This is a genomic window from Micromonospora sp. NBC_00898, assembly GCF_045207895.1.
Classification (GTDB): domain Bacteria; phylum Actinomycetota; class Actinomycetes; order Mycobacteriales; family Micromonosporaceae; genus Micromonospora.
Window position 1 is genome coordinate 2322587 of sequence record NZ_CP108775.1, and the last position, 24020, is coordinate 2346606.

The following is a 24020-nucleotide window of genomic DNA, read 5'->3' on the forward strand; positions in this document are numbered from 1 at the left end:
CCCGCAGGCCGGTGTGGCGGGCCAGGTCCTTGGACGGCGTCGAGCGTGACCAGGCGGAGCAGCGCGTTGGTGGCGGCGTTGTCGCTGACCGCGGCCACCGCCGTGGCCAGGTCGGCGACCGTCCACCAGCGGGGCGACAGCTGGCCGAGCAGGCCGGTGCCGCCGACCTCCCGGTCCGGGTCGAGCAGCTCGACCGGTTGGTCGGCGGCGAGCGTGCCGTCGGCGAGCCGTCGGGCAACCTCGCCGAGCAGCAGCACCTTGCCGACGCTGGCCAGCCGGAGGACCAGGTCCGGGTCGATCGAGATGCTGCGCTCGTCGTCCAGCCGCCGCACCATCGCCCCGATCCGCACGCCGGCGGTCGGGCCGCCACCGGCCGCGCTCATCGCCGCCCCGGCACGGCCGGCTCCCGACCGGTCACGGCCAGCACCCGGCCCGCCCGGGCGTCGGTGACCTCGTCGCCGTCCACGACGACCCGGCCGCCGACCACCACGCAGCGGACGCCGCGCGGCGGTGCCAGCGGATCGTCGTACGTGGCGCCGTCGGCGACCCGCTGCGGGTCGAAGACCACCAGGTCGGCGGCGTACCCGTCGGCGAGCAGACCTCGGTCACGCAGGCCGAAGCGGCGGGCGGGCATCGCGGTCATCTTGTGTACCGCGTCCGCCAGCGGCAGCAGACCCACGTCGCGTACGTAGTGCCCGAGCACCCGGGTGAAGCTGCCCGCCCAGCGCGGATGCGGGCGACCCCCCTTCGGTACGCCGTCGGAGCAGAGCATGGTGAGCGGGCTGGCCAGCACGCGGCGGACGTCGTCCTCGTGCATGGAGTGGCTGAGGATGGTGACGTCACCGCCTTCGGCGGCGAGCAGGTCGCAGGCGTAGTCGACCGGGTCGGCACCGCTGGCGGCGGCCAGGTCGGCGATGGTGTGCCCCTGGGCGTCCGGGTTGTTCGGGGCGGACGCGACGCGGATCAGGTCCCAGCCGCCGTTGCCGACGGTGTTCTCCCAGCCCGGCACTCCGGCGACCAGGTCGGCGCGGATCCGGTCGCGGACCGCAGGGTCCGCGACGGCGGCGAGCATCGCCGACACCCCGTCGGCGATCACCCACGGGGGCAGCATTGCGAGCAGGGCGGTGCTGCCGGCGGTGTACGGGTAGACGTCGCAGGTCACGTCCAGCCCGTCGGCCCGCGCCCGGTCGAGCCGGGCCAGGGTGCGGACGGTGGCGCCCCAGGCCCGCCGGCCGCCCGTCTTGTGGTGGGAGACCTGCAGCGCCGACCCGGCGGCGGCGGCGATCTCGATCGCCTCTTCGAGGGCCGACTCGACCTGGGACATCTCGTCGCGCAGGTGCGTCACGTACGGCTTGCCGTGCGCCGCCGCGACCCGGGCCAGGGCGATGACCTCGTCGGTGCCGGCGTTGACTCCGGGCGAGTAGATCAGGCCGGTCGACAGGCCGGCCGCGCCCGCGGCGAGCGCCTCGTCGAGCAGCCGGCACATCCGCCGGGTCTCCTCCGGCGTGGCCCGCCGTTGGGCGAAGCCGACCACCGCGGCGCGCAGCGTCCCGTGTCCCACGAGGGCGGCGAGGTGATTGCGCCGGGCCGCTCCCTGCGCCTCGGCGAACTCCGCGAACGACGCGTACGCCGACGCGGGCGGGCCGAAGGTCGCGGCGATCAACTCCTGTACCGGCCCGCCGCGCTCGGGCGGGACCGGGAAGGGGCTGATCCCGCAGTTGCCGCAGATTTCGGTGGTCACACCCTGGAGCAGCGGCGCCCGGCGCAGCACCTCCCGCTGCTCGTCGTCGCCGGCCAGCAGGTCGGAGTGGGTGTGCACGTCGATGAAGCCCGGTGTGACGACCAGATCGGCGGCGTCGACGACCTCGGCGGCGGGAGTGTTGCTGGACGGTGGCAACAGCACCAGCCGTCCCTCCCGAACGCCGACGTCGGCCGGGCGGGCCGGCGAGCCGGTGCCGTCGATCACGTCCCCGCCCGTGACCAGCAGGTCGAGCCGCGGCATCACAGCACCTTGGAGAGGAACGCGCGGGTACGGTCGTGCCGTGGCGCGGCCAGCACGTCGCGGGGTGTCCCCTGCTCGATGATCAGGCCCTCGTCCATGAAGACCAGGTGGTCGCCGACCTCACGGGCGAAGCCCATCTCGTGGGTCACCACGATCATCGTCATCCCGCTGGCCGCGAGGTCCTTCATCACCTCGAGCACCTCCCCGACGAGTTCGGGATCGAGCGCGGAGGTCGGCTCGTCGAAGAGCATCAGCTTCGGTGACATCGCCAGGGAGCGCGCGATGGCCACCCGCTGCTGCTGCCCCCCGGAGAGCTGCGCCGGGTAGTGGTGGGCGCGGTCGGCCAGCCCGACCCGGTCGAGCAGGTCACCGGCGCGCCTGCGGGCGTCGGCCGCCCCGACGCCCTTCACGGCGACCAGGCCCTCCATCACGTTTTCCAGGGCGGTACGGTGCGGGAACAGGTGGAACCGCTGGAACACCATGCCGATCGACTCGCGCTGCCGGCGCAGCCGGGCGTCCGGCAGCGGCCTCAGCCGCCCGTCGCGCTCCTCGTAGCCGATCAACTCGCCGTCGACGTACACCCGGCCGGCCTGCGGCTCCTCGAGGTGGTTGAGGCAGCGCAGCAGGGTTGACTTGCCGGAGCCGGAGGGGCCGACCACGCAGACCACCTGGCCGCGCTCGATGGTCAGGTCGATGCCGCGCAGCACCTCGAGGCGGCCGAAACTCTTGCGCAGGGCCCGGCACTGCACCATTGGCGCGGTCATCGCGCGCTCCTCGGGAACCGCAGGTTTCGGGCGATCCGCCCGCCCAGCGTGCCGGGCACTGTCGTGCCGAAGCCGCGGCTGAACCGGCGTTCCAGGTGGTACTGGCCGGCGCTGGCGACCGTGGTGAGGACCAGGTACCAGATGGACGCGACGATGAGCAGGGCGATCACCTCGAAGTTCGTCAGGTAGAGCCGCTGGGCGACGGTGAGCAGGTCGGCGCCGGCGATCACCGAGACGAGCGAGGTCGTCTTCAGCATGGAGATGAACTGGTTGCCGGTCGGCGGGACGATGATCCGCATCGCCTGGGGCAGCACCACCCGCTTCATGATTTTCATCCGGGACATACCCAGCGCCGCCGCGGCCTCCTGCTGACCGGGATCGACGGCCCGCAGACCGGCCCGCACGATCTCGCTCATGTACGCGCCCTCGTTGATACCGAGCCCGAGCAGCGCCGCGACGAAACCGGTGACGAGTGTGTTCGTCTCCCAGGTGAGCAGCTTCGGGCCGCCGAACGGCACGCCCAGACCGATCTCGGGGAAGATCAGCGCGATGTTGAACCAGAAGATCAGCTGCACCAGCAGCGGCGTGCCGCGGAAGAACCAGACGTACGCCATCGCGCCGGTGCGCAGGATGCGGCTGTCGGAGACCTGCATCAGGGCGACCACCACGCCGAGCACCACACCGATGACCATCGAGGCGACGGTGAGCTGGACGGTGACCCAGAGGCCTTCCAGGATGACCCGGTCGAACTGGTACTTGACGACGATGTCCCAGTGCAGGTTGGGGTTGATGGCGATGGTCCACCCCAGCCAGACCAGCACCAGTGCCGTCACCCCGGCGGCCAGCCAGCGTCCGGGCCGGAGGGGATGGCTGATCCGGTTCGCTTCCGGCGCTTCCGGCCCGGTGGGCTCGGCCGGAGCCGGGCCCACGACGGTCGCATCCACCGGTGTGCTCAGTTCTGGTCGTTGACGGTGGCGGCCTTGACCGCGCTGCCCTGCACGCCCCACTTCTCCATGATCTTGGCGTACTCCCCGCTGTCGATCAGCTCCTGGAGCGCCTTCCGCACGGCGTCGCGGAGCTGGCTGTCCTTCTTGTCGAGCGCGATGCCCCACGGGCCGGCCTCGTACTGGGCCTCCAGCACCTCGTACTTACCGCTCTCCTGGGCCAGCATCTTGGCCACCGGGTAGTCGACGATGGTGGCCACGGCCCGTCCGGCGTCGATCTGCAGCAGGCCGGTGGGGGCGTCCTCGCTCTGCGAGATCGTCATCTTCTTCGCGCACTTGGCGTTCTGCCCCTCGCCGATGGCGAGGTTGGAGCTGCCCTTCGCGAGCACAACCGCCCGACCGCACAGGTCCGCCAGGTCCTTCACGCTGGCCGGGTTGCCCTTGGCCACCATGATCGCGCCGCCGGCCTGGAAGTAGTCGACGAAGTCGACCGCCTTGCGCCGCTCCTCGGTGTCGCTCATCGAGGACATCGCCAGGTCCCAGCGGTCGGCCTGCAGGCCCGGGATCAGGCCAGGAAAGCTCGCATTGGTCATCTCCAGCTTCAGGCCGAGCCGCCCGGCGATCGCCGCGGCCAGTTCCGGGTCGACGCCGATCAGGTCCTGGGTGCCCTCCTTGTACATCTCCATCGGGGGGTAGCCCTCGGCGGTGGCGACCCGGAGCACACCCTTTTCCTTGAGCGCGGCCGGCACGAGGTCGGTGGCCTTGGCGTCGGCGGCGACCGAGGCGGAGCCACCGGCCTGCGGCGTCTGACCGCTCGTCGAGCGCCCGCAGCCGGTGAGGGCAAGCGAGAGAGTGGCAACACCGACGACGACGCGAAGCACATGCTTCCTGAGCACCGGGAACCTCCTGGCTGGACGACTGGCGGGGACCCTATCGCGCGACCCACCAGCGTGAACAGCCTGCAGGCTTTACACGGTGAGCATCAGCTGAACAGATGCTCGGCGGGCGACCGGGGAGTCCCCGGGCTGGGGATGATCAACGCGACGGGGCAGACAACAGATGGCGCTGTGATCGCCTTTAGCGTTCTTAAGCCTGCTATAGTGAGCAACGTGAATTTGAAGGAGTGGGCGGCGTCCCAGGGTGTCGCGTACGTGACCGCGCGGCGGCAGTACGCGGCTGGGACGCTGCCTGTTCCCACGTACCGGCTGGGTCGGCTCATCATGGTGGGCGAACCTCTCGCCGCGGCGGCGCCCGGTGGCGGGCAGACGGTGGTGTTCGCCCGGGTCTCGTCGGCTGACCAGCGGTTTGACCTGGATCGGCAGGTGGCGCGGGTGACTATGTGGGCGACCGGACGGCAGTTGGTCGTGTCCCGGGTGGTGACCGAGGTCGGGTCCGCGCTGAACGGGCATCGCAAGGAGTTCCTCGCCCTGCTGCGCGACCCGACGGTGACGACCATTGTGGTAGAGCACCGGGACAGGTTCGCCCGCTTCGGCGCCGAGTATGTCGAGGCGGCCCTGGCCGCTGCGGGTCGTCGGCTGCTCGTGGTGGACCCGGCGGAGGTGGACGACGACCTGGTGGAGGATGTCACGGAGATCCTGACCAGCCTGTGCGCCCGTCTGTACGGGCGTCGGGCCGCCGCCGACCGGGCTCGGCGGGCCGTCGCGGCGGCGACGGACGATGGTGGTTGATGTGATGGTCGTGCGGGCGTACCGGTTCGCCCTGGACCTGACGCGGCGTCAGGAACGAGCGGTGCTGGCGCACGCGGGCGCGGGTCGGGTGGCGTACAACTGGGCCCTGGCCCGGGTGAAGGCGGTCATGGAGCAGCGTGGCGCCGAACGCTCCTACGGCATCGCGGAGTCGGGCTTGACGCCGACGATCGAGTGGTCGTTGCCGGCGCTGCGCAAGGCGTGGAACGCAGCCAAGCCGGACGTGGCGCCGTGGTGGGCCGAGTGCTCCAAGGAGGCATTCAACACCGGCCTCGACGCCCTGGTCCGCGGTGTGAACAGCTGGTCCGATTCGCGCACGGGTAAGCGGGCGGGGCGGCGGGTGGGGTTTCCCCGGTTCAAGTCCCGTCGCCGCAGCACGCCGTCCGTGCGGTTCACCACGGGCGCGATCCGGGTGGAGCCGGACCGCAAGCACGTCGTGCTGCCCCGGCTGGGCCGGCTCAAGCTGCACGAGTCCGCCCGCAAGCTCGCCCGCCGCCTGGAAGCGGGCACCGCCCGGATCATGTCGGCTACCGTGCGCCGTGACGCCGGGCGGTGGCATGTCGCGTTCACCGTTGAGGTCGACCGGGTCGAGCGCACACCGGCGCGCCCGCAGGCGGTGGTCGGCGTGGACGTCGGGGTGAAGCACCTGGCGGTGCTGTCCACCGGCACGATGGAGCCCAACCCCCGCCACCTTGAGGACGCGGCCCGTCGAATGCGGCGTCTCGCCCGGCGCCTGTCACGGCGTGTCGGCCCGGATCGGCGTAGCCGCCAGCAGCCCTCGAGGCGGTGGGAACGCGCGCGCAGGCAGGTGGCCCGGGCGCACGCGCGGGTGGCGAACCTGCGCCGCGACGGCCTGCACAAGCTCACCACCCGGCTGGCCCGCGAGTACGGCACCATCGTGGTCGAAGACCTCAACGTGGCCGGCATGCTCCGCAACCGGCGCCTCGCTCGCCGCATCGCCGACGCCGGCTTCGGCGAACTACGCCGCCAGTTGGCGTACAAGACCACATGGAACGGCGGCCACCTCGTGGTGGCTGACCGCTGGTATCCCTCCAGCAAGACCTGCTCGGCCTGTGGCACGGTGAAAGCCAAGCTTGCCCTGTCCGCGCGCACCTACACCTGCACCACCTGCGGCCTGGTCCTCGACCGGGACGTCAACGCCGCACGCAACCTCGCCGCGCTCGCGCGCCAGGCGACAACCGCCGGGAGTGGCCCGGTGGCAGGACGTGGAGCCGACCGTAAGACCCGCCCCGGCGGGCCGGTGGCCGTGAAACGTCAACCCGGCACCACCCAGGTGGGTAAGGCCGGGACCGTCCCGCAAGACGGGACTGCCAATCACATGCTCACCAGAGCACACTGAAAGGTAACGGCAGCCGTCCCTTGCCTCCACGGGCTACCGTCAAATCCCGGCAGTTCGGAAAGGAGGGACGATGATTTCCTTCTCAGGACGCACCACTCACCACCGCCACCGTCGTTCACGCACCGCTCTCGGGGTGGCAACCCTCGTGGCCACCGCCAGCCTGGTCATCCCCGCCAGTTCAGCGTCCGCTGGCGTCCGCACCAGCACAGAAGTCAGGACGGCTCCTGCCGCCGCCCAGGCTTTCGCCACGACAACGGCTCAACCTGTTCTGCGGCAGGGTTCGCGCGGCACGGCCGTGACCAACCTTCAGCGCAGGCTCGCCGCGCTGCACTACGACGTGGGCCCCATCGACGGGATCTTCGGACCCTCGACGCACCATGGGGTCGTCGCCTTCCAGAAGGTGAACAACCTGACCCGGGACGGGATCGTGGGGCCGCAGACCTGGGGAGCCCTCGCGCGACCGCTGATCCCGAAGCCGAAGTACACGCACTCGGGCTACTCCGTCGAGGCGAACCTGACCAAGCAGGTGGTGTACCTGGCGCGTCAGGGGTCCGTGGTGCGCATCCTGGATGCCTCCAGCGGCAAGGCCAGCACCCCGACGCCGACCGGCAACTACAAGGTCCAGCGCCGGATCGACGGCTGGCGGGAGAGCTCGCTCGGCCTGCTGTGGCGGCCGAACTACTTCTACTACGGCTACGCGGTGCACGGCGCCAACTCCGTCCCGACCTACCCGGCCAGTCACGGCTGTGTGCGGGTCACCGTACCGGCCATGAACCGGTTGTGGTCAATCATCGGCGTCGGCACACCGGTGCACATCTACCGCTGAATCCCGCCCAGACAGAGGCTCCCGGTCCATCCCGGGAGCCTCTGTCTGGGATCTGCTACGACAATGCGATAGTCAAATCGAGACGTTGCCCGTTACATCGAAGTGCACTACTATATCAACCGTCTCACTCGGGGCGCGGCTATAAGACGCCGGACGACATCCATCACGAGTACTTGAACCGACAGCTCGCAGCACAGGGATAAGGCGTAGCGACTGTTCGGAAGACGCGGGGCGGCCCAAGTCAACTGCCCGGCGAGGCACCGCGAAGACGAGACCGTACACGTCCGGCAAGCCGCTTCCCGCCTCAGAGGTTGAAGATCACGCTTCCCACACCGTCCGTCCTGGACTATCAATTCGCTGGCACTCACCCGCAGCTGTTTTTGCCGAACCGCCACTGCCAGGGTCCGGACGCAGATTGATCGGCGTCATGCAGGAAATATCCCGGAAGGGGTGGGGGATGAGGGGGATCCCGGCCGCTTCCCTGGTCATCGGCATTGCCTCCTCGCCGGCCGAACGCAGACAGCTCGCGCAACTGCTCGGCGGGACAGCGGCGTTCCTGATCGTCTCAAGCGTCGATCAGGCGCGGGAGTTCCTCGACGTGGCCGGGACGCCCGACGCCGCGGCGATGGCTCAGCCCGTCCAGACCGTGACGGCCGAGGCGGTGGGAAACACCGGAACGCCACCACCACCCGACCTGAGCGTCGATTCCGACCGGCGGGTGCTGCGCTGGCTGGACCGCGAGATCGAACTGACCCCGCTGGAGCACGACTTCCTGGTGTGCCTGGTCGGCGCGCCCGGACAGGTCTGGACCTACCAGCGGCTGCACCTCGAGGTCTGGGGTAACGAGCACCTCGGCCGCGGCTCCGATCTGCACTCGGTGGTGCGGAGGGTACGGCGCAAGCTCGCCCGGCTGGACGCGTCGGCGACGATCGACGCGGTCCGTGGGGTCGGCTTCCGCCTCGCTTCGGCCTGACCGCCAGTCGCGTCTGAGGCCGCGGCTCGCAACCTTCGGAACCGGTCCGGCCCGCCTGGTCGGAAACCAGACGGGCCGGATCTGTCAGCTGGCGTCAGCTGTCAGCAGCGGGTAGGGGACAGTGCGAAGTTCTCCACCCGCGGGGCGTTGGCGATCGTCGTCTGACGGGTCTGGGGCTGCCAGCCGTCCTTGGCGACGATGATCGTCAGCGGGTTGTGCTTGCGGTCAATCCAGTAGGCGTACTTACCCGCCGCGTCGGTGGCGAATGTCCACGACATCGCCGACGAGTTGACCTGGACGACCGCACCAGGGAGCGGTGAGCTGGCGCCCTGGCAGCTCGTCCCGGTGACCGTGCCCATCAGCTTGCCCCACGACTTCGGAGGCTGCACGTTCATCGTCACCGCCACCGGCTGCACCGTGTACGGCGTGTTCTCCTTGATCGAAACCGACCCGGAGTAGGTGCCCGGCTGGTCGACGTTCGCCGTCATCCCGACGGTGACCGTGACCTTCTCACCCGGTGCCAGCGTGGCTGCCGTCTTGTCGATTGTCATCCAGCTGACGTCCGCGGGGCCCTCGGCACACTCCTCGAGCCCGGGCAGCGCCTCGCTGTCCGGCATGGCGTTGAAGCTGCCGGACGAGCCGCCGACCTTGTAGAAGCCACACGCGGCGCCACCGCGGTACCGCGGGGTGTTGGCGTTCGGCAGGTTGGACCACGCGTTGGTGGCCGGGTCGTAGGCGAAGCCGGCGTTGGTGATGGCTCCGGTCTGCACGCCGCCGACAACGAGGAGTTTGCCGTTCGCGACGGCGAACGAGCTGGCCCAGCTGTCGACCGGCGCGTCGGCGATGGCGGTCCAGGCGTTGGCGCCCGGATCGAAGGCATAGCTTGCCTTCAGTACCGCAGACCCGTCGTTACCGCCCGTGCAGTAGACGACGCCGTCGATCCCGCCGCAGGACAGGAACGCCACCGACTTCGGGTAGGCGGGCAACGTCTCCCACGTGTCGGCGCCCGGGTCGTACCGGACGACAGCGTTGGACATCGGCAGACAGCTCGCCGTCGTGCAACCGCCGATGGCGTACAGCTTGCCGTCGACGACCGCCTGCCCGGCAGCGGACCGCGGCGCGGGGTTGTCGGCCTTCTTCGTCCAGGTGTTGGCCGCCGGGTCGTACGACCAGGTGGTGCCGTCGGGGCCGGACGCCCCCCAGCCGCCGGTCGCGAGGATCTTCCCGTCCACGACGCCCACGGTCATGGCGTTACGCGCACCGGGAAGATCGGCGATCGACGTCCAGCTCTGTGCGATCGGGTCGTAGACGTAGTTCTTCGCCGAGGACGCCGATCCGTTGCCGCCGGCGATCGAGTACACCTTGCCGTCCAGGTTCACCACCCGGTTGTCCATCACGTTCGCCGGGTAGTCGGCGATGTCCGTCCAGGGCTCGGCCTGCGGGCCGACCGCGGTGGAGGTTGCCGTGGCCGCCTTGCCGGACGCCGTCGCGGCGAACGACGTCGGGACGTTGAGCCGCTGCTCCGGTGCGCCGGCGGACGCGAGGACCTCCTGGTTGTTCATCCGGGACCCGTCGGCCCGCAGGAGTACGAACCCGCCGTCCCGTTCACCGAACTCGACGTCAACCGGCGCCCCGCCGGTGTTCGTCACCGTGAACGTCTTGTTGACCTTGCCGGTGGGCATCTGGACCGTCCCACTCACCTCGGGAGGCTGCACCGACAGCCGGCCGGCCGCGAGCTGGAAGTCCGCGGCGGTCGCCCCGTCGGCCCGGACGTCGACCTGCTTGGTCTGGCTGACGTAGTTGCCGGCCTTCGCGGTGAACTTGTGCTGGTCGGTCAGCGACGAGAACATCCCGTAGAAGCCGTCCGCCAGTTCGGTGTCGTCCGGCGTCGCCGCGGTGGTGGCCGTCTCAGCGGGCCGGTCGTCGCTGGTGACGGTGGCGCCGTTGATGTAGCCGTCGTCGTTCTTGTCACGGACGTGACCGAGGACCAGGCCACCGTTGGTCGGCTGGCAGCTGACCTGGCTGCCGATCAGCACGTTGTCGACCTCCCACCACCATTCCCACTGGGCGTCGTAGTAGTGGAACCGGACCCGGACCTGTGCCTGACCCGCGGCCTGCGGGATCGGGACCTCGGTCACCCGTGGTCCGCGGAAGTCGGCCGCCTGCCGGAGCACGTTGGCCCAGGTGGTGCCGCCGTCGAGGCTGAGGTCGACATCCGCGCGGTCGGAGCCCAGCCAGTTGTAGTCCTGGTTGAACCGGACCACCGGTGCCGTGACGTTGGTCAGGTCGACGACCGGGCTGACGAGCGAGGTGTCCTGTCGCCCGCTGGAGCCGTAGTTATCGCTGTCGATGACCGCGAAGTTGCCGGTGCCGCCGGTCAGGTTGCCGCGGTTGCCGTCGTCGGTGAACTTCCATACCTGGCCGGTGCCGAGGTGGTCCACCACGGACCAGCCGGTCGGCACGGTGGTGCCGTCGAAGGTCTGGTACACACCGTCGGAGCCGTACCGGTATCCGGGCGCCGTCGTACAGGCATTGGTGTCGACCGGCACGGCGACGTCGTTCGTGACGTCGCTCGACCCGACCACGACCTCCTTGGTCACGGTCTGATAGCCCGGGTACTGCGGCTCGACCTTCACGCTGTACGTCGCCCCGGTCGGGAGCTTGAAGCTGTAGCGACCGTTGGCGGGCGTGGTGTAGTCGGACACGCCGGACGGACCCTCGACGGTCACCTTCGCGTAGAGCGGCCAGCCGTGGCCAGAGCCGTCAGTGACGGTTCCGCTGACGGTGACGCTCGGCACCGCCGTCAGCGCGACGTTGGTCGTCGTGGTCGCATCCTTGGTGACCGTCGCCGACACCGTCCTGCTCTGGTAGCCGAACGCCGACACGGCGACCTGGTAATCGCCGACCGGGAGCAGCGACGAGTACTTCCCGTCGGCCCCGGTGGTCAGTTGGCGGCTCGCCGCGCCCGTCAGGGTCACCGTGGCGCCCGCGATCGGCGCATTGGTGGCCGCGTCCGTGATCGTGCCGGCCAGGGTGCCGGTGTCGCCGATCGGGGCGGAGTTGAGCAGCGCGAGGGCGTCCAGCCGGCCCTCGCCGTAAACGTTGTTGTCGTCCGTGGTGCCACCGCACTGGGTGTCGGCCTTGTCGACCGCCGAGTTGTCCAGCAGCGCACGGGTCGCGTTGACGTCACCGACCAGCGCTGGTGCCGCCGACCACAGCAACGCGACCGCGCCCGCGAGGTGCGGGGCGGCCATCGAGGTGCCGTTGAAGCTGGCGTAGGCACTGCCTGGAACGCTCGACCGGACGTTCACGCCGGGGGCCGAGATGTTGGGCTTGATCTCGCCGTCCTGCCCCGCGCCACGGGAGGAGAAGCTGGCGATGTTGTTGTTGATGTCGTAGGCGCCGGCCGAGTAGTTGCTGGTCCGGCTGCCCGGAGAGCCGCTGGTCTGGCACCCGGGACCGTTGTTGCCGTTGGACCAGACTCCGAAGATGCCCGAGGCGGCCCAGGCCAGGGTCACGTCCTCCATGAACGGATCGTTGGAGGGCAACGTGGTTCCCCACGAGTTGTTGATGATGTTGGGCCGCTTGCTCGCGTCCGGGTTCTGACCGTTGAGATCGGTGGGCTCGAGCATCCACTGGCCGGAGGAGATGAGCGCGGCGTCGCTGGGGCAGCAGCCGTTCGCCGCGATCCACTTGACGTCGGGCGCGACGCCGATCTGGTTCGCACCGTCGGAACCGGCCATCGTGCCCATGGTGTGCGTGCCGTGGCCGTTGTTGTCACAGGGCGCGGCGGCGCAGGTCCCGGCGGCGTTGAACCAGTTGTAGTTGTGGTCGAACGTGCCGTCGCCGTTGTTGCCGCGGTAGGAGTTCACCAGCGCCGGGTGGTCGAACTGGACCCCGGTGTCGATGTTCGCCACCGTGATGCCCGCACCCTTGACGCCGTACTGGGACCAGACGTCGTCGGCGTTGATGTTCGCGATGCCCCATTCGAGGGCGTTCACGGTCTTCTCGTCGGTGCCCTTGGTGACCTCGGGCACCTTGTACTCGACCGGCGCGTACAGGCCCTCGACCTCGGCGTGAGCGGCGAAGTTCTGCGCCATCGCCAGGGAGCCGCTGCTGACCTTGATGGCGTTGGCCGCCCAGAAGGTCTGGTACTTCGCTCCGGCACCGTCGAGTTCGGCCCGGATCTTGGCCTGACTGTCGGCGGCGGTCTTCTTCAACGCGTCCGCGACCGCGGTGCCACGCTTGGTCCAGTCCTTGATCGCACCGGCCTGGCTCAGGTCCGCCCTGTCGGTGAAGCGGATCCAGAAGTCGCCCTCGCTCTTGGCTTGGAGTTGCTTCTCGAGTTCGGGGCGAATCTTGTCCCCTGCGGTAGCTGCACCTTGTCCTGTCCCGGCCAAGGCGGCCTGTGCGCCTGTACCGGTTGTGGCCAAACTTGTCGCGGCGAGAACCATCGCCGCGGCGGCGCTCACCAGAGATCTGGCTGTCCGCCTCCTGTGTGGACGTCTCAGCATCGGTGCTGCCTCCTCCAGAACGACCCAGAGTTGATCGAGCCCTGGTGGAGGGTGCAGGAGACTCATCACCCGTTTGGATGAAACCGGAACTGACGAACCCCCCATGCCCCCCAGGCGCCGCGGGTCACGCCGGCTGCCTGTGTGGACACTATGATCTAGGCGAAAGAACGATCAAGCACATGACGTGAGCAACTTGTCACTAACGGTTGGCTGGCTGACGGCAAGCTTGACAATTATTGTCACGGTCATGACGAAGCTGGGCAGAAATTGCCCATCGTTCCGGGTGGGGTGCTGTGGCCGAGGACGACGAAAGCACTGTGCCGGGCGCCTCCGATCCGGCCGAGGAACTGTTCCCGCTGTTGATCGCGGTGACCCCGTCGCCGGCCGAGCGGATCCGGCTCGCGGAGCGGCTTGACGGCGTCGCGCCACTGCTGCTGGTCGCCGACCTCGGCGAGCTGCGCAAGCTGATCGCGGTCCCGCAGCAGCTTCCCGGGGCGTCGTCCGCGCAGGCGCCCACCACCATGCCCCCGAAACCCGACAACACACTGCTGATCGACTCGGCCCGGTCCACCGCCCGCTGTGGGGACCGCGAGATCGACCTGACCCGACTTGAGCACGACCTGCTGACCTGCCTGACCACCGAACCGGTCCGGGTCTGGAGCTACGCCGAGCTGCACCGGACGGTCTGGCGTGACGAGGAACTGCAGCGCAGGGCGGACGTGCAGTCCCTGGTGAAGCGGCTGCGACGCAAGCTCAACGAGCTCGGCACGGGCGTCACCATCGATGCGGTGCGCGGTGTCGGGTTCCGGCTGACCGACCACCAGCGACCAAAGGTCAGCGGCGCCTGACGCCTGCCTGACTCGGGCAACCCGCGCCCGAGGCGTGCCGTGTCAGGTCCGGTCCGGACCAGCCGCAGCGTCACCCCGCTCGGCCAGGGCGCCGCTGGACTGGCGGCCAGGGCTCCGGGTCAGCGGCGCAGGCGGCGGGCGCAGGGGCCGTCGTGGTCGGCGCGGAGCAGGCAGCGCCGAGTGACATCCGGGCCATCGGCGCGGCGTTTCGCCGACCAGGGGCCCTGAAACTCAATCGGCGAGGCGCAGCAGTGCCCGGCCGGGGAACGGCCGGCCATTCTCGCGCTCCCAGGTGGCGAGATGCCGTTTCTTGTCGTCGGCGGACGGCGCCAGGAAGTCGAAGTACCGGACGATCACGTCGCGGGCCTCGTCGACCGTGTACGTCGTCCCCGACGGCACCGGCCCGAGGCTCTCCACGGTGACGCCGTCCGGGGTGCAGCGCACCACGGCGGAGTTGCCCTCGAACTCCTCGTACTCGGAGCGCCCGGACACCACGTCGTCGATGCACTGCAGCAGTTCCAGGCAGTCCGGGGCGTACGTCTGGATGTCGCTGACCAACTGGGAACCCAGGTCCCGGAAGTGCCCGTTCCGGGTCTTCACGGACGGCGCACCGTACTGGTTCCGCTGGAACTCGATGCTGTCCTGCATACTAGTTGCCCCCCGCCACCGGCCAGGCCGAATACCACGTTGTACCGCCGGGATTGTAGAAGCCCTCCACCAGCAGCCCGTTGGCCCTACCCTGCCACTTGTTCGGATCCGCCGGGTGCGGACCCCCCGTCCGGAACGCGCCCTCAATCGTCTCGTCGACGCGTTGCGGGGTCCAGTTGTCGGGGAAGAACGTGCTGGCGCCCCGCTTCTGGCGCCACACGCCGTTCGCGTCCAGCACGTCGACCCGGGCCCGGTACGTGCCGTCGACGTACCGTTCGAGGATCATCTCCCGTCCGTTGGCATCGACGCGGACCCTGGATCCCGGCGGGTTCTCCCCCATGAAGCGGTGGTGGAAGCCGGTGCCGCGCGGCGGGTTGGCGTTGGCGTTGACGTGGCCGCGGAAGATGTGTTCGTAGCGGCGGTGGCGCATCCGCGCCCTGAGCCACTTCTCGACCGGCCGGAACAGGCCAGCCTTGCCGCGGCTACCCACCGAGCACCGCTTCGGTCGCCAGGTTCAGCAACTGGTCGATGATGACGCCGGTGATGAGCTTGAAGATCGGGATCTCCAGCAACGACGCCCCGAAGGTGGCCACTGCCGTCGCGATGGCCTGCGCGATCTGGATGGCCAGCAGCGTCAGTTGCACGATCACGTTGATCTTCAGGGCGAGCACGATGCCGGCGCACACCATCAGCCCGGCGCCGATCAGCCCGGCTGCGGTGGCCCCGTCGTCGAGGTTCGTCTTCGCCGAGTCGCCGGCCTGCCAGGTCGCTTGGAAGCGCTCGATGGCGGAGTCGCGATTCTCGGTCCACACGTGTCGCGCCCACCCATCGGCCTCGGCGATGGGAGCGGCCAGGCGGTCCGGGAAGGCCAACCACGCCTGGCCCATCTCGAGCAGCTTCGTCTCGTCGGCCTCAGGCCAGGTGTAGCCGAGGACGCCCAGCAGGGACACCAACTCGGCGGGCAGCATCAGTCCCATGTGTCAGCCCAACATCTCCCGGAAGCGGCCGAGCTGCTCTACGATGGCCCGCTCGGTCTCCTGATAGTTCATGCCCATCACCCGGCTCAGCTTGCCGATGTCCTCGATCTCGACCAGGTTGCCGTCGTAGCTCTCCAGCGCCAGGTCCCGGATCATCTCGTACACCATTCCGATGAGTGAGCCGAGGTCGTCGCCGCCCCACGGCGCGCCGAAAGCGGCAAGCTCGGCGTTGAAGGCGGACACCGCGGAGCGGATGCGTTGAGCCGAGGCGAGGATGTTGTCCCCCGCGTCGATGATCGTTTCCGGGTTGATCTCGATATCGCCGGCCACTACGCCTCACCCCTACCGTCGATCATCGTCACGGCTCCCGTATGCGGGCCATGATGCCGGTCAGCGCCCCGGTCAGCGCGGACATCTGCCGGACGCTGGCGTCCTGCAGTTCGGCCACCCGGCGGCCGAGCTCTCCCGCGACCGGTGCCCCGTCCGCCGGCGGTGCCGGCTCCATCTCGTCCAGCGCCCGGTTCACCGACGCGACGATCAGCTCGCCGAGCTCCACCGAGGTGAGCCGGCCGGCGCGCGGCTCCAGCACCAGGCGTACGAGGCGCCCGGTACCGTCGACCTCCGCCGAGACGTGTCCCGCGTCGTCGGAGCCGATCCCCCGCCGCTCGGGCTCGTCGGGCTGATCCGGGTCGGGTGGGACCCCGTGCGCCGACCGCAGCGCGTCCATGACTCCGTACAGCAGGTCTGACGCCTCGTGAGCCGGAAGGTCACCACCGAGCCCGGTGCGGGGGCCCACCTTGGCGATCGCCTCGTTCAGCGCCCCCTGGACCCGGTGCAGCGCCAGCTCGCTCTCGGCGAGGGCCGTCGCCAGGCTGCCGGTCAGGCCGGACAGATCCGGGGCGGGGTCGGCGCTCACCAGGTCGGGGCGGGCATCGGCGAGTGCGCTGTTCGTCGCCGCCACGATCAGGGGGGCGAGATCCTCACCGGACAACCGCATCAGCTGGGCAGCCAGCTCGACCGAGCGTAGGCGACCCGCCGCCGCCACGACGCTGACCTGTCCGTCCGCGGCCTCGCCGCGGCTCTCCGCAGCCCTCTCGGGCCTGGACCGGTCTACCCGCAGCTCGGCGAGTTCCCGGCGGTAGGCGCTGACTCGCGCCCCGAAGTCGTCGGCGTCGTCTGGCATCCCGTAGCCTCCCCGTCCCCGGCCAACGGAAACCCTAGCAACGGAAAGCAACCGTCACAGCGTCCTCTGTGGACTGCGCCGGAGGCCACGCTGTCGGCCGGGAGCGGAGTCAGCGGCGCAGCCGGCGGGAGCACTCTCCGTCGTGGTCGGCGCGGAGCAGGCAGCGGCGGCCAGGCGCCACCAGCCGCAGGTCGGGACGCCCGTCGACGTGGACGGCGGTTTAGCGCCGGGCCGTGGGTCGGCAGGCGCCGTCGGCCGCGCTCGTGGCCGAATGGGCTGGACCGCGGTCAGCTATCCCCCGGCCATCGCTCCGAGGATGATGAACGGTTCCTCGCCGGCGACGACCCGATCGGGCAGGGGTGCGTCGGGCAACTCGTTGGACAGGTCCTCCTCGCAGGCGTAGAAGCGGATGAAGGCGCGCCGCTTGCCGCTGTGGCGGTCGCGGATCGTGCCGAGCAGCATCGGGTACTGCGCCTCGAGCTTGTCCAGCACCAGGCGCTGGGTGGCCGGCCCAGCCGGACCGGCCACCTCGAGACGTACCTCGCCGGTGACGTGAGCCAGGTTCTTCAGGTGGGCCGGGAGAACGACCCGGATCACGGCAGCACCTGGGCTTCCACGGAGAGCACGGCCGGCAGGTCCCGGACGATCGGCGCCCAGCTTTCACCTCCGTCGGCCGAGTGGTAGACCTGGCCACCGGTGGTGCCGAAGTAGATCCCGCACGGGTCGAGCGTGTCGACCGCCATCGCGTCGCGGTACACGTTGACGTAGCAGTCGGACTGGGGCAGGCCCTTTGTCAACGGCTCCCAGTCGTCGCCGCCGGTGCGGCTGCGGTAGACGCGCAGCTTGCCCTCCGGCGGGAAGTGCTCGGAGTCGCTCTTGATCGGCACGACGTAGACGGTCTCCGGCTCGTGCGCGTGCACCGCGATCGGGAACCCGAAGTCCGACGGCAGGTTGCCGCTGACCTCACGCCAGTTAGCACCGGCGTCGTCACTGCGCATCACGTCCCAGTGCTTCTGCATGAACAGGGTGTCCGGCCGGGACGGGTGCTGGGTGATGTGGTGCACGCAGTGGCCGACCTCGGAGTCCTGGTCGGGGATCTCTCCCGAGCGCAGGCCCTTGTTGATCGGCAGCCAACTCGCGCCGGCGTCGTCGCTGCGGAACGCGCCCGCCGCCGAGATGGCGACGTAGATCCGGCCCTGGTGCACCGGGTCCAGGATGATCGTGTGCAGGCACATGCCGCCGGCGCCGGGCTGCCACGCCGACCCGGTCGGATGCGTCCGCAAGGCGGTGAGCTCCGTCCACTTCTGCCCGCCGTCGGTGGTGACGTAGAGGGCGGCGTCCTCCGCACCCGCGTACACGGTGTCGGGGTCGTCGCGGGACGGCTCGAGGTGCCAGATGCGCTTGAACTCCCACGGGCGCGGGGTCCCGTCGTACCAGAGGTGCTCACCGACCTCCCCGGAGTAGGCGAAGTCGTTGCCGACCGTGGCCCAGGTCCTGCCGCCGTCGTCCGAGCGCTGGATCAACTGCCCGAACCAGCCGCCGGACTGCGAGGCGTAGAGCCGGTTCGGGTCGGCCGGCGACCCGGTGAGGTGGAAGATCTCCCAGCCGCCGAAGTGAGGTCCCTCGACCGTCCAGTCGCCGCGCCTGCCGTCCGACGTCAACGTGAACGCGCCCTTGCGCGTGCCTACCAGCACCCGTACGCCACTCATACCCTCATCCTTCCGCTCTCTTCGACGATGTATTGAGGTGAGACCGTCCGCCTCGCCGAAACTCGTCGGTCTCGGCCAGTCGTACTCGCCGGGTACGACGAATCGGCGCCTTCGAAGTCGACAAAACTGTGGAAGTAGCGGTGGGCCGAACAGCACGACGGGCGAAGCATGTCGGAGGGGCCGGTAGCGCCGCGTGCGTGACTGGCCCGGTAGGTGCCCACCCCGAGATACTCGACCGGCTCCGGCCCGCCTGTCCAGGGCTGCCGGCGAACTAGGAGGAGCCTGCCCAGGTGTCACGCGCTGGCGGATCCGCGAGCGGCGTTCGCACACGTGCTCACCAAGGAAGGCCGGTTAGTACCTTTTGTCGGCAGATGTGGCGTTGCAAGCATGGCACAACCCGTATGGCCACCCGCAGAGATGTGCAGCAGCATGTAGGCAAGGCTCTAATGGGGTGGTTCCCGTGGTCAGCACCTGCAAGGCAGTCCGGAATTTTCGCCAGTTCCCACTGGAAGCCCAGCGATCGGCTGACGTGGCAGCCGAAGAGCGAGAGCAGCGCCTCCGGACGATCACCAGAAAGCGCAGCAGCAAGGCCGCGAAACTGTCGGCTGAGGCAAGCCACCGGCTGCGGCGCCTACTAGGGAACGACAACTGGGCGGACCTGAGGGAACTGATGCAGCAGGAACGGATGACTCTTCGTGACCTGCTTCAGCCACCCCCAGGGTTGGAGTCCAGCTACGACAAGCTGAACAAAGCCAGGAAACGGAAGGTCGACGCATTCCTGCGGAGTCGAGGCGTCCGGCGTGACGCGATCCTCGCCATAGCCAAGGACTACCATGAGGCGATTGCCGACGTGTTCACGGCCGACGAGAACATCAGCCCCGGGTTCCACCTCTCGAACAACCTCGACAAGTGGCTCAGCCTGTCTCCGTTCCACGATCGCGCGCTGCCATGGGGAGTCTTCGAACCTGACGACAGCCAGGGCCCGCACCGGTGGGAGGTCTTCCGGCCACCGTTCTTCGGGTTCAACTTCGGCTTCGTTCCGGTACACAATGACAACTTCGTCGTCGACCGGATTCACACGCTGAACCCGTCGGTCGGGGACGTCGGCATCTCCATCAGCATGGAGGACAGCGACGCCGGCGACTTCGACTACGCCTCCGGCGACGCCTTCAGCGCGATAGCATTCGCTTTCGTGCCGCCGACGACAGGTCTGGTCGAGGTTCTCATCGACGCGCAGTGCGTCGAGGCAACGCACCGGTTGGACACTGAGGACGAATGGGGTTGGTCGAACTCGCACACGGCGCAGCGAAACTTCCTGATGCTCGACGTCCTGCATCCCAACGTGTCCGAGCCCTCATATGCCGAGATGTCGAACCTCGACGAGGAGACCGACGACGACGAGAGCTTCCTGCAGGAGAAGTTGACCCGCGGTACCCACTACTTCGCGCAGTTGTTCAGCGCGGGGCCGGTGCCTGCTGGTCAGTCCGTGGTCGTGTGCGCCGGCACTCGCTCGTTCGACAAGAGTGGCACAAACGACGTGTCCATTGACAGCACGTCCGACTTTCGGTGGTTCATCAGCTCGGTGGAGGTCCGAATCTCACCGTAGGCCCTCGTGGAGATCGACGGGTCCGTTGCGTTATCTGATCGGGAGACGTGTGACGCCCGGGTCGGGGTCCGTGGTCAGATCACCTGGGCGAGCTCACTGAACGCCGTGGCGACTCGGAGCTCGCGCTGATTGTCGAGCCCGAGTTCGTAGTGTCCGTGTCGGTGTTCTGCATGAAGGCGTGTCCGGCGATGATCACTTGTGCGGTCTGGTCGGTCCGGAGCCCGCGCATGGGTCGTAGCCGGTGTTTGAGCTGGCCGTGATCGGCCTCGATCGGGTTGTTGGCGTGCTGCTCGACGTGGTGCCGGGCCGAGGGGACGAGGTCGTCGAGCACGGCGGGGTAAACCGGGGCGGCGTCGGTGACGACCTCGCTGGGTGTCACCTTCAGCGTCCGCAGCGCACGTCGGAAGAACAGCCGGGCCGCGGCGGCGTCGGCCAACAGCGGGATGAACCGTTGCACCCACCGGAACACGGTGACGTGGTCGACCTCGACACCGCGCTCAACCAGGAGTTCTTCCACGTCTCGGTAGGACAGGTCGGAGCGCAGGTACCAGCGGACCGCGACGACGATCACCTCGGACGGGAAACGGAACCCGGTGAACGCCGACCTCGGCGGCGACCAAGGGCGACGACGGCTCGATAGCTTCACGCTCCTGACAAGTGAGTTACCGGGCGAGCACGTCGACGGCGAGCTCCCGCACCACCGACTCGTCGACGTCGACGCCGAGCCCCGGCCCGGTCGGCACCCGCGCGACGCCGTCCCGAACCTCCACGGTCGCCCCCGTCGCGTACGACGAGGTGAGGAACTGCCGCCCGTTGAGGTCGACCGGCGTGTCGATGCCGTACGCGGCGAACAGGTGCAGTGAGGCGGCCAGGCCCAGGTCGGAGTCGGTGAGCCCGGAGCCCATCAGCCGCACGCCGGCGTCCTCGGCGAGGGCGCAGAGCCGCCGCGACAGGGTCAACCCGCCGCTGCGCTGCACCTTGGCGATGGCCACGTCCACCGCGTCGAGCTTCACGAAGGTGGCCAGGTCGCTCGGGTGGCGCAGGCACTCGTCGAGGGCGACCGGCACCGGCGACGCCTCCCGCAGTCGGCGCAGCCCGGCGACGTCGTTGGCGGGCAGCGGCTGTTCGAACGCGGTGACGTCGAGGTCGGCCAGCCGGCGGGCCATCCGCAGCGCGGCGTCCACGGTGTACGCCTGGTTGGCGTCCACCCACAGCGCGGCGTCGGGCGCGGCCTCGCGGACCGCCCGCACCACGGCGGCGTCCTCGGTCTCGGCGTGCAGGCCGACCTTCACCTTGAACGCCCGGTAGCCGAGGGCGTGGCCCTCCGCCACCGCGTCGGCCACCTCGGCGGCTGTCTGCCCGGAGACGATCCAGCCCAGCTCGATGGTGTCCCGGCGGCGTTGCCCCCACAGCACGCCCACCGACACCCCCAGCGCCCGGCCGAGCAGGTCGTGCAGCGCAACGTCGACGGCGCACTTGGCCAGCGGCGCGCCGATGGTGAAGCCCCGGTTGACGGCCCGGTCGAACGCGGCGGTCACCCCGTCGAGGTCCCAGGCCGGGCGGCCGAGGATCGCCGGGGCGAGATACCGGTCGACGGTGGTGACGATGGATTCCGCCGTCTCGTACGTCCAGGCCGGGATCGGGGTGGCCTCGCCCCAGCCGGCGACCCCGTCGGCGGTGACCTTGACCAGCACGCGGATGCTGGGCGTGCCGGCGACGGCGACCGACCCGCCGGACACCCCGAACGAGCGCACGGTGGGCAGCGCGACGGCGTACGTCTCGACCGAGTCGATGGTCAGCCCGGCCAGATCGGCGGCGAGCGGGGTCACGGGCAACCTTCCGTCAGGCCAGCTTGGCGGTGCTGGCCCGGACGACCACCTCGCCGCCCATTCGCAGGATCCGGCGCCGCCGCCCGGTGTTCTCGGTGAGCGCCAGCTCCATCGCCTTCTCCCCGAGCTGCTGCAACGGCAGCGCGACCGTGGTCAGCGGCGGGGTGAGGTCGCGGACGATCGGGATGTCGTCGAAGCCGGCGACGGAGACGTCCTGCGGCACGGACAGCCCGTGGTCGCGCAGCGCCGCGCAGGCGCCGATGGCCATCACGTCGGTCAGCGCGAACACGCAGGTCGCGGTCAGCCCGCGGGTCAGCAGCTCGGTCATCGCGCCGTACCCGCCGTCGCGGGTGAACGGGGCCTCCACGATGTCGGTCGAGTTCAGCGGCACGCCGGCCTTCGTGAGCTCGTCGCGGAAGCCGCCCAGCCGGTCGGCGACGGTGGTCAGCGCCGGCGGCCCGGTCAGCACCGCGAACCGGCGGTGGCCCAGGTCGAGCAGGGCACGGGCCATGGCGGCCGCGCCGGCCCGGTTCTCCGGGAGCACGCTGTCGACCTTGAGGCTGCGGTGCCGGCTGACCACCGCGACCCGGCCGCCGCCGTCGAGGTAGGGCTTCAGCTCGGCCTCCAGGGCCCGCTCCCAGCGGGCGTCCTCGAACCCGGAGCCGATGAGCAGGATGGCCGGCGCCCGCTCGGCGCGCAGCATCGACACGTACGCGATCTCCCGCTCGGGGTCGCGGAACGTGCTGGCCAGCATCACCAGCAGGTCGTTGTCCCCGGCGACCCGCATGACGCCGCCGGCGACCGCCGCGAAGTACGGGTCGCTGACGTCGTGGCAGATCACGCCGACCGTGCGGTGGGAGGCGCCGGCCAGGGCGCGGGCGTGCGCGTTAGGCGTGTACGCCAACTGCTCGGCGGCCGCCAGCACCCGGTCCCGCAGCTGCGGGGTCACCCGCATCCCGTTGAGCGCCCGGGAAGCCGTGGCCAGCGAGACCTCCGCGGCCTTGGCCACGTCCTCCAGCGTCACGTGCGCTCGTGGCTGCATGGACTTTCCCCCTGCGGACTCCTTGACCGGATTATTTCGGCGTGGTTACCGTAGCACCCTGAAAGCGCTTACTGAAAGCGCATTCAGGGCCGGGTCCCGCAGCTCGCGGGGCTTCCTCGGCCCTGCCCGACGGCACGCGCCTACCCAGCGGCTGGGCACCCGGAAACCGCCAGCCAGCCAAGGAGAACGGAGGGTCATGGCCGCGCAGAGCACCATCGACCAACGGGAGTCGACCACTCCCGCCAGCACCCCCGCGCCGGCCGCCCGCCGCCCGGGTCGGGGCGGCGCCGGCCTGCTCCGGTTCGTCCAGAGCACCTGGCGCCCCGCCGCGGTCCTCGCGGCGATCTTCGTCGTCTGGTGGGCGGTGACCGCGGCGGGCCTGGTCAAGCCTTACCTGGTCCCGTCGCCCGGCAGGACGCTGGACGTCGTCCTCGCCCAGCCCGGCTACTTCGCCCACCACACCTGGATCACCACGTACGAGACGGTGCTGGGCTTCGCGATCGCGATCCTGGTCGGCGTCCTCTCCGCCGTCGTCATGGTGTACTCCCCGACGGTCGAGAAGAGCCTCTACCCGCTGCTGCTGTTCGCCCAGGTCATCCCGAAGATCGCGATCGCGCCGCTGTTCATCGTCTGGCTCGGCTTCGGGCTCTCGCCGAAGGTCGTCGTCGCGGTCCTGATGGCCTTCTTCCCGATCGTCATCTCCACGGTCACCGGCCTCAAGTCGATCGACCCGGAGATGCTGCAACTGTCGGCGACCATGGGCGCGGGTCCGGCCCAGACCTTCCGGAAGATCCGCTTCCCGGCCGCCCTGCCGCACCTGTTCGCCGGCCTCAAGGTCGCCGCCACGATGGCCGTCACCGGCGCCGTGGTGGGCGAGTTCGTCGGCGCCAACGAGGGCCTCGGCTACGTGATCCTGCAGGCCAACGGCAACCTCGACACCCCGACGCTCTTCGCCGGGCTGCTCATCATGTCGCTGCTCGGCGTCGTCCTGTTCGTGGTCGTGGAACTGCTCGAGTACTTCGTCCTTCCCTGGCACGCCAGCCGCCGCACCGACGCCGCTACGACGTCGCTCTGAATAGGAGAAACTCG

General features: G+C 69.7%; 21 protein-coding genes and 2 pseudogenes. 7 read left to right on the forward strand and 16 right to left on the reverse strand.

Features of this window, described 5'->3' with window-relative positions; all coding sequences use genetic code 11:
- Positions 1 to 41: 41 nt before the first annotated feature.
- From OG799_RS11410 to OG799_RS11430, 5 genes and pseudogenes are all read right to left on the reverse strand, one after another.
- Positions 42 to 383 (reverse strand): annotated as a pseudogene (locus tag OG799_RS11410) (serine hydrolase); the annotation flags it as partial.
- Positions 380 to 2002: an amidohydrolase family protein gene (locus tag OG799_RS11415; RefSeq protein ID WP_406045005.1), complete on the reverse strand. Its 1623-nt coding sequence runs from the start codon at positions 2000 to 2002 to the stop codon at positions 380 to 382. The pseudogene OG799_RS11410 and the gene OG799_RS11415, both read right to left, overlap by 4 nt.
- Positions 2002 to 2766 carry an amino acid ABC transporter ATP-binding protein gene (locus OG799_RS11420; RefSeq protein WP_406045006.1) on the reverse strand — a complete coding sequence of 255 codons (765 nt, stop codon included), beginning with the start codon at positions 2764 to 2766 and terminating at the stop codon, positions 2002 to 2004. Before OG799_RS11420 ends, OG799_RS11415 begins: the two co-directional genes overlap by 1 nt.
- Complete coding sequence (locus OG799_RS11425; RefSeq protein ID WP_406045007.1) at positions 2763 to 3710, reverse strand: amino acid ABC transporter permease; 948 nt, start codon at positions 3708 to 3710, stop codon at positions 2763 to 2765. Before OG799_RS11425 ends, OG799_RS11420 begins: the two co-directional genes overlap by 4 nt.
- 8 nt (positions 3711 to 3718) lie before the next feature.
- Positions 3719 to 4606, reverse strand: a complete 888-nt coding sequence (locus tag OG799_RS11430) for an ABC transporter substrate-binding protein (RefSeq protein ID WP_406045008.1) — start codon at positions 4604 to 4606, stop codon at positions 3719 to 3721.
- Positions 4607 to 4819: 213 nt separating this feature from the next.
- Between OG799_RS11430 and OG799_RS11435 the strand changes: the two genes are divergently transcribed.
- The 4 genes from OG799_RS11435 to OG799_RS11450 all read left to right on the forward strand — a co-directional run bounded on the left by OG799_RS11435 (position 4820) and on the right by OG799_RS11450 (position 8575).
- Positions 4820 to 5398, forward strand: a complete 579-nt coding sequence (locus OG799_RS11435; RefSeq protein WP_406046264.1) for an IS607 family transposase — start codon at positions 4820 to 4822, stop codon at positions 5396 to 5398.
- Between the two features lie 4 nt (positions 5399 to 5402).
- Positions 5403 to 6776: an IS607 family element RNA-guided endonuclease TnpB gene (tnpB, locus tag OG799_RS11440; protein WP_406046265.1), complete on the forward strand. Its 1374-nt coding sequence runs from the start codon at positions 5403 to 5405 to the stop codon at positions 6774 to 6776.
- Between the two features lie 295 nt (positions 6777 to 7071).
- Positions 7072 to 7602 carry a L,D-transpeptidase family protein gene (locus OG799_RS11445; protein ID WP_406045009.1) on the forward strand — a complete coding sequence of 177 codons (531 nt, stop codon included), beginning with the start codon at positions 7072 to 7074 and terminating at the stop codon, positions 7600 to 7602.
- Between the two features lie 415 nt (positions 7603 to 8017).
- Positions 8018 to 8575, forward strand: a complete 558-nt coding sequence (locus tag OG799_RS11450; protein ID WP_406045010.1) for a winged helix-turn-helix domain-containing protein — start codon at positions 8018 to 8020, stop codon at positions 8573 to 8575.
- 101 nt (positions 8576 to 8676) lie between these two features.
- Here OG799_RS11450 and OG799_RS11455 read toward each other — a convergent pair whose 3' ends face one another.
- Positions 8677 to 12975 (reverse strand): S8 family serine peptidase, encoded by a 4299-nt coding sequence (locus OG799_RS11455; protein ID WP_406045011.1) that lies wholly within the window; start codon positions 12973 to 12975, stop codon positions 8677 to 8679.
- A gap of 407 nt (positions 12976 to 13382) precedes the next feature.
- On the opposite strand from OG799_RS11455, the gene OG799_RS11460 reads away from it, so the two are divergent.
- On the forward strand, positions 13383 to 13937 hold the full coding sequence (locus OG799_RS11460) for a winged helix-turn-helix domain-containing protein (RefSeq protein WP_406045012.1): 555 nt from the start codon (positions 13383 to 13385) through the stop codon (positions 13935 to 13937).
- A 231-nt stretch (positions 13938 to 14168) separates the two neighbouring features.
- On the opposite strand, the gene OG799_RS11465 is transcribed toward OG799_RS11460, so the two are convergent.
- The 7 genes from OG799_RS11465 to OG799_RS11495 all read right to left on the reverse strand — a co-directional run bounded on the left by OG799_RS11465 (position 14169) and on the right by OG799_RS11495 (position 18454).
- Positions 14169 to 14537 (reverse strand): hypothetical protein, encoded by a 369-nt coding sequence (locus OG799_RS11465; RefSeq protein ID WP_406045013.1) that lies wholly within the window; start codon positions 14535 to 14537, stop codon positions 14169 to 14171.
- Between the two features lie 49 nt (positions 14538 to 14586).
- Positions 14587 to 15075 (reverse strand): EndoU domain-containing protein, encoded by a 489-nt coding sequence (locus OG799_RS11470; RefSeq protein ID WP_406045014.1) that lies wholly within the window; start codon positions 15073 to 15075, stop codon positions 14587 to 14589.
- Positions 15068 to 15553, reverse strand: coding sequence for a hypothetical protein (locus OG799_RS11475; RefSeq protein ID WP_406045015.1), 486 nt, complete (start codon positions 15551 to 15553; stop codon positions 15068 to 15070). Before OG799_RS11475 ends, OG799_RS11470 begins: the two co-directional genes overlap by 8 nt.
- Positions 15554 to 15565: 12 nt before the next feature.
- The gene (locus OG799_RS11480; RefSeq protein WP_406045016.1) at positions 15566 to 15892 is read right to left on the reverse strand and encodes a WXG100 family type VII secretion target; all 327 of its coding nucleotides are present in this window, start codon (positions 15890 to 15892) and stop codon (positions 15566 to 15568) included.
- Between the two features lie 28 nt (positions 15893 to 15920).
- Positions 15921 to 16745, reverse strand: a complete 825-nt coding sequence (locus OG799_RS11485) for a hypothetical protein (RefSeq protein WP_406045017.1) — start codon at positions 16743 to 16745, stop codon at positions 15921 to 15923.
- A gap of 291 nt (positions 16746 to 17036) precedes the next feature.
- A complete protein-coding gene (locus OG799_RS11490; RefSeq protein ID WP_406045018.1) occupies positions 17037 to 17342 on the reverse strand; it encodes a MoaD/ThiS family protein in 306 nt (101 codons plus the stop codon).
- Positions 17339 to 18454: a WD40/YVTN/BNR-like repeat-containing protein gene (locus tag OG799_RS11495; RefSeq protein ID WP_406045019.1), complete on the reverse strand. Its 1116-nt coding sequence runs from the start codon at positions 18452 to 18454 to the stop codon at positions 17339 to 17341. Before OG799_RS11495 ends, OG799_RS11490 begins: the two co-directional genes overlap by 4 nt.
- A 460-nt stretch (positions 18455 to 18914) precedes the next feature.
- Here OG799_RS11495 and OG799_RS11500 point away from each other — a divergent pair, with 460 nt between their 5' ends.
- Positions 18915 to 20060: a hypothetical protein gene (locus OG799_RS11500; protein WP_406045020.1), complete on the forward strand. Its 1146-nt coding sequence runs from the start codon at positions 18915 to 18917 to the stop codon at positions 20058 to 20060.
- Between the two features lie 74 nt (positions 20061 to 20134).
- Here OG799_RS11500 and OG799_RS11505 read toward each other — a convergent pair.
- The 3 genes and pseudogenes from OG799_RS11505 to OG799_RS11515 form a co-directional block, all read right to left on the reverse strand.
- A pseudogene (locus OG799_RS11505) lies at positions 20135 to 20706 on the reverse strand (transposase).
- Between the two features lie 16 nt (positions 20707 to 20722).
- Positions 20723 to 21889 (reverse strand): mandelate racemase/muconate lactonizing enzyme family protein, encoded by a 1167-nt coding sequence (locus tag OG799_RS11510; RefSeq protein WP_406045021.1) that lies wholly within the window; start codon positions 21887 to 21889, stop codon positions 20723 to 20725.
- 13 nt (positions 21890 to 21902) lie between these two features.
- On the reverse strand, positions 21903 to 22931 hold the full coding sequence (locus tag OG799_RS11515; protein WP_406045022.1) for a LacI family DNA-binding transcriptional regulator: 1029 nt from the start codon (positions 22929 to 22931) through the stop codon (positions 21903 to 21905).
- Positions 22932 to 23127: 196 nt separating this feature from the next.
- Here OG799_RS11515 and OG799_RS11520 point away from each other — a divergent pair, with 196 nt between their 5' ends.
- Positions 23128 to 24006: an ABC transporter permease gene (locus tag OG799_RS11520; protein WP_406045023.1), complete on the forward strand. Its 879-nt coding sequence runs from the start codon at positions 23128 to 23130 to the stop codon at positions 24004 to 24006.
- The last annotated feature ends 14 nt before the right edge of the window (positions 24007 to 24020 follow it).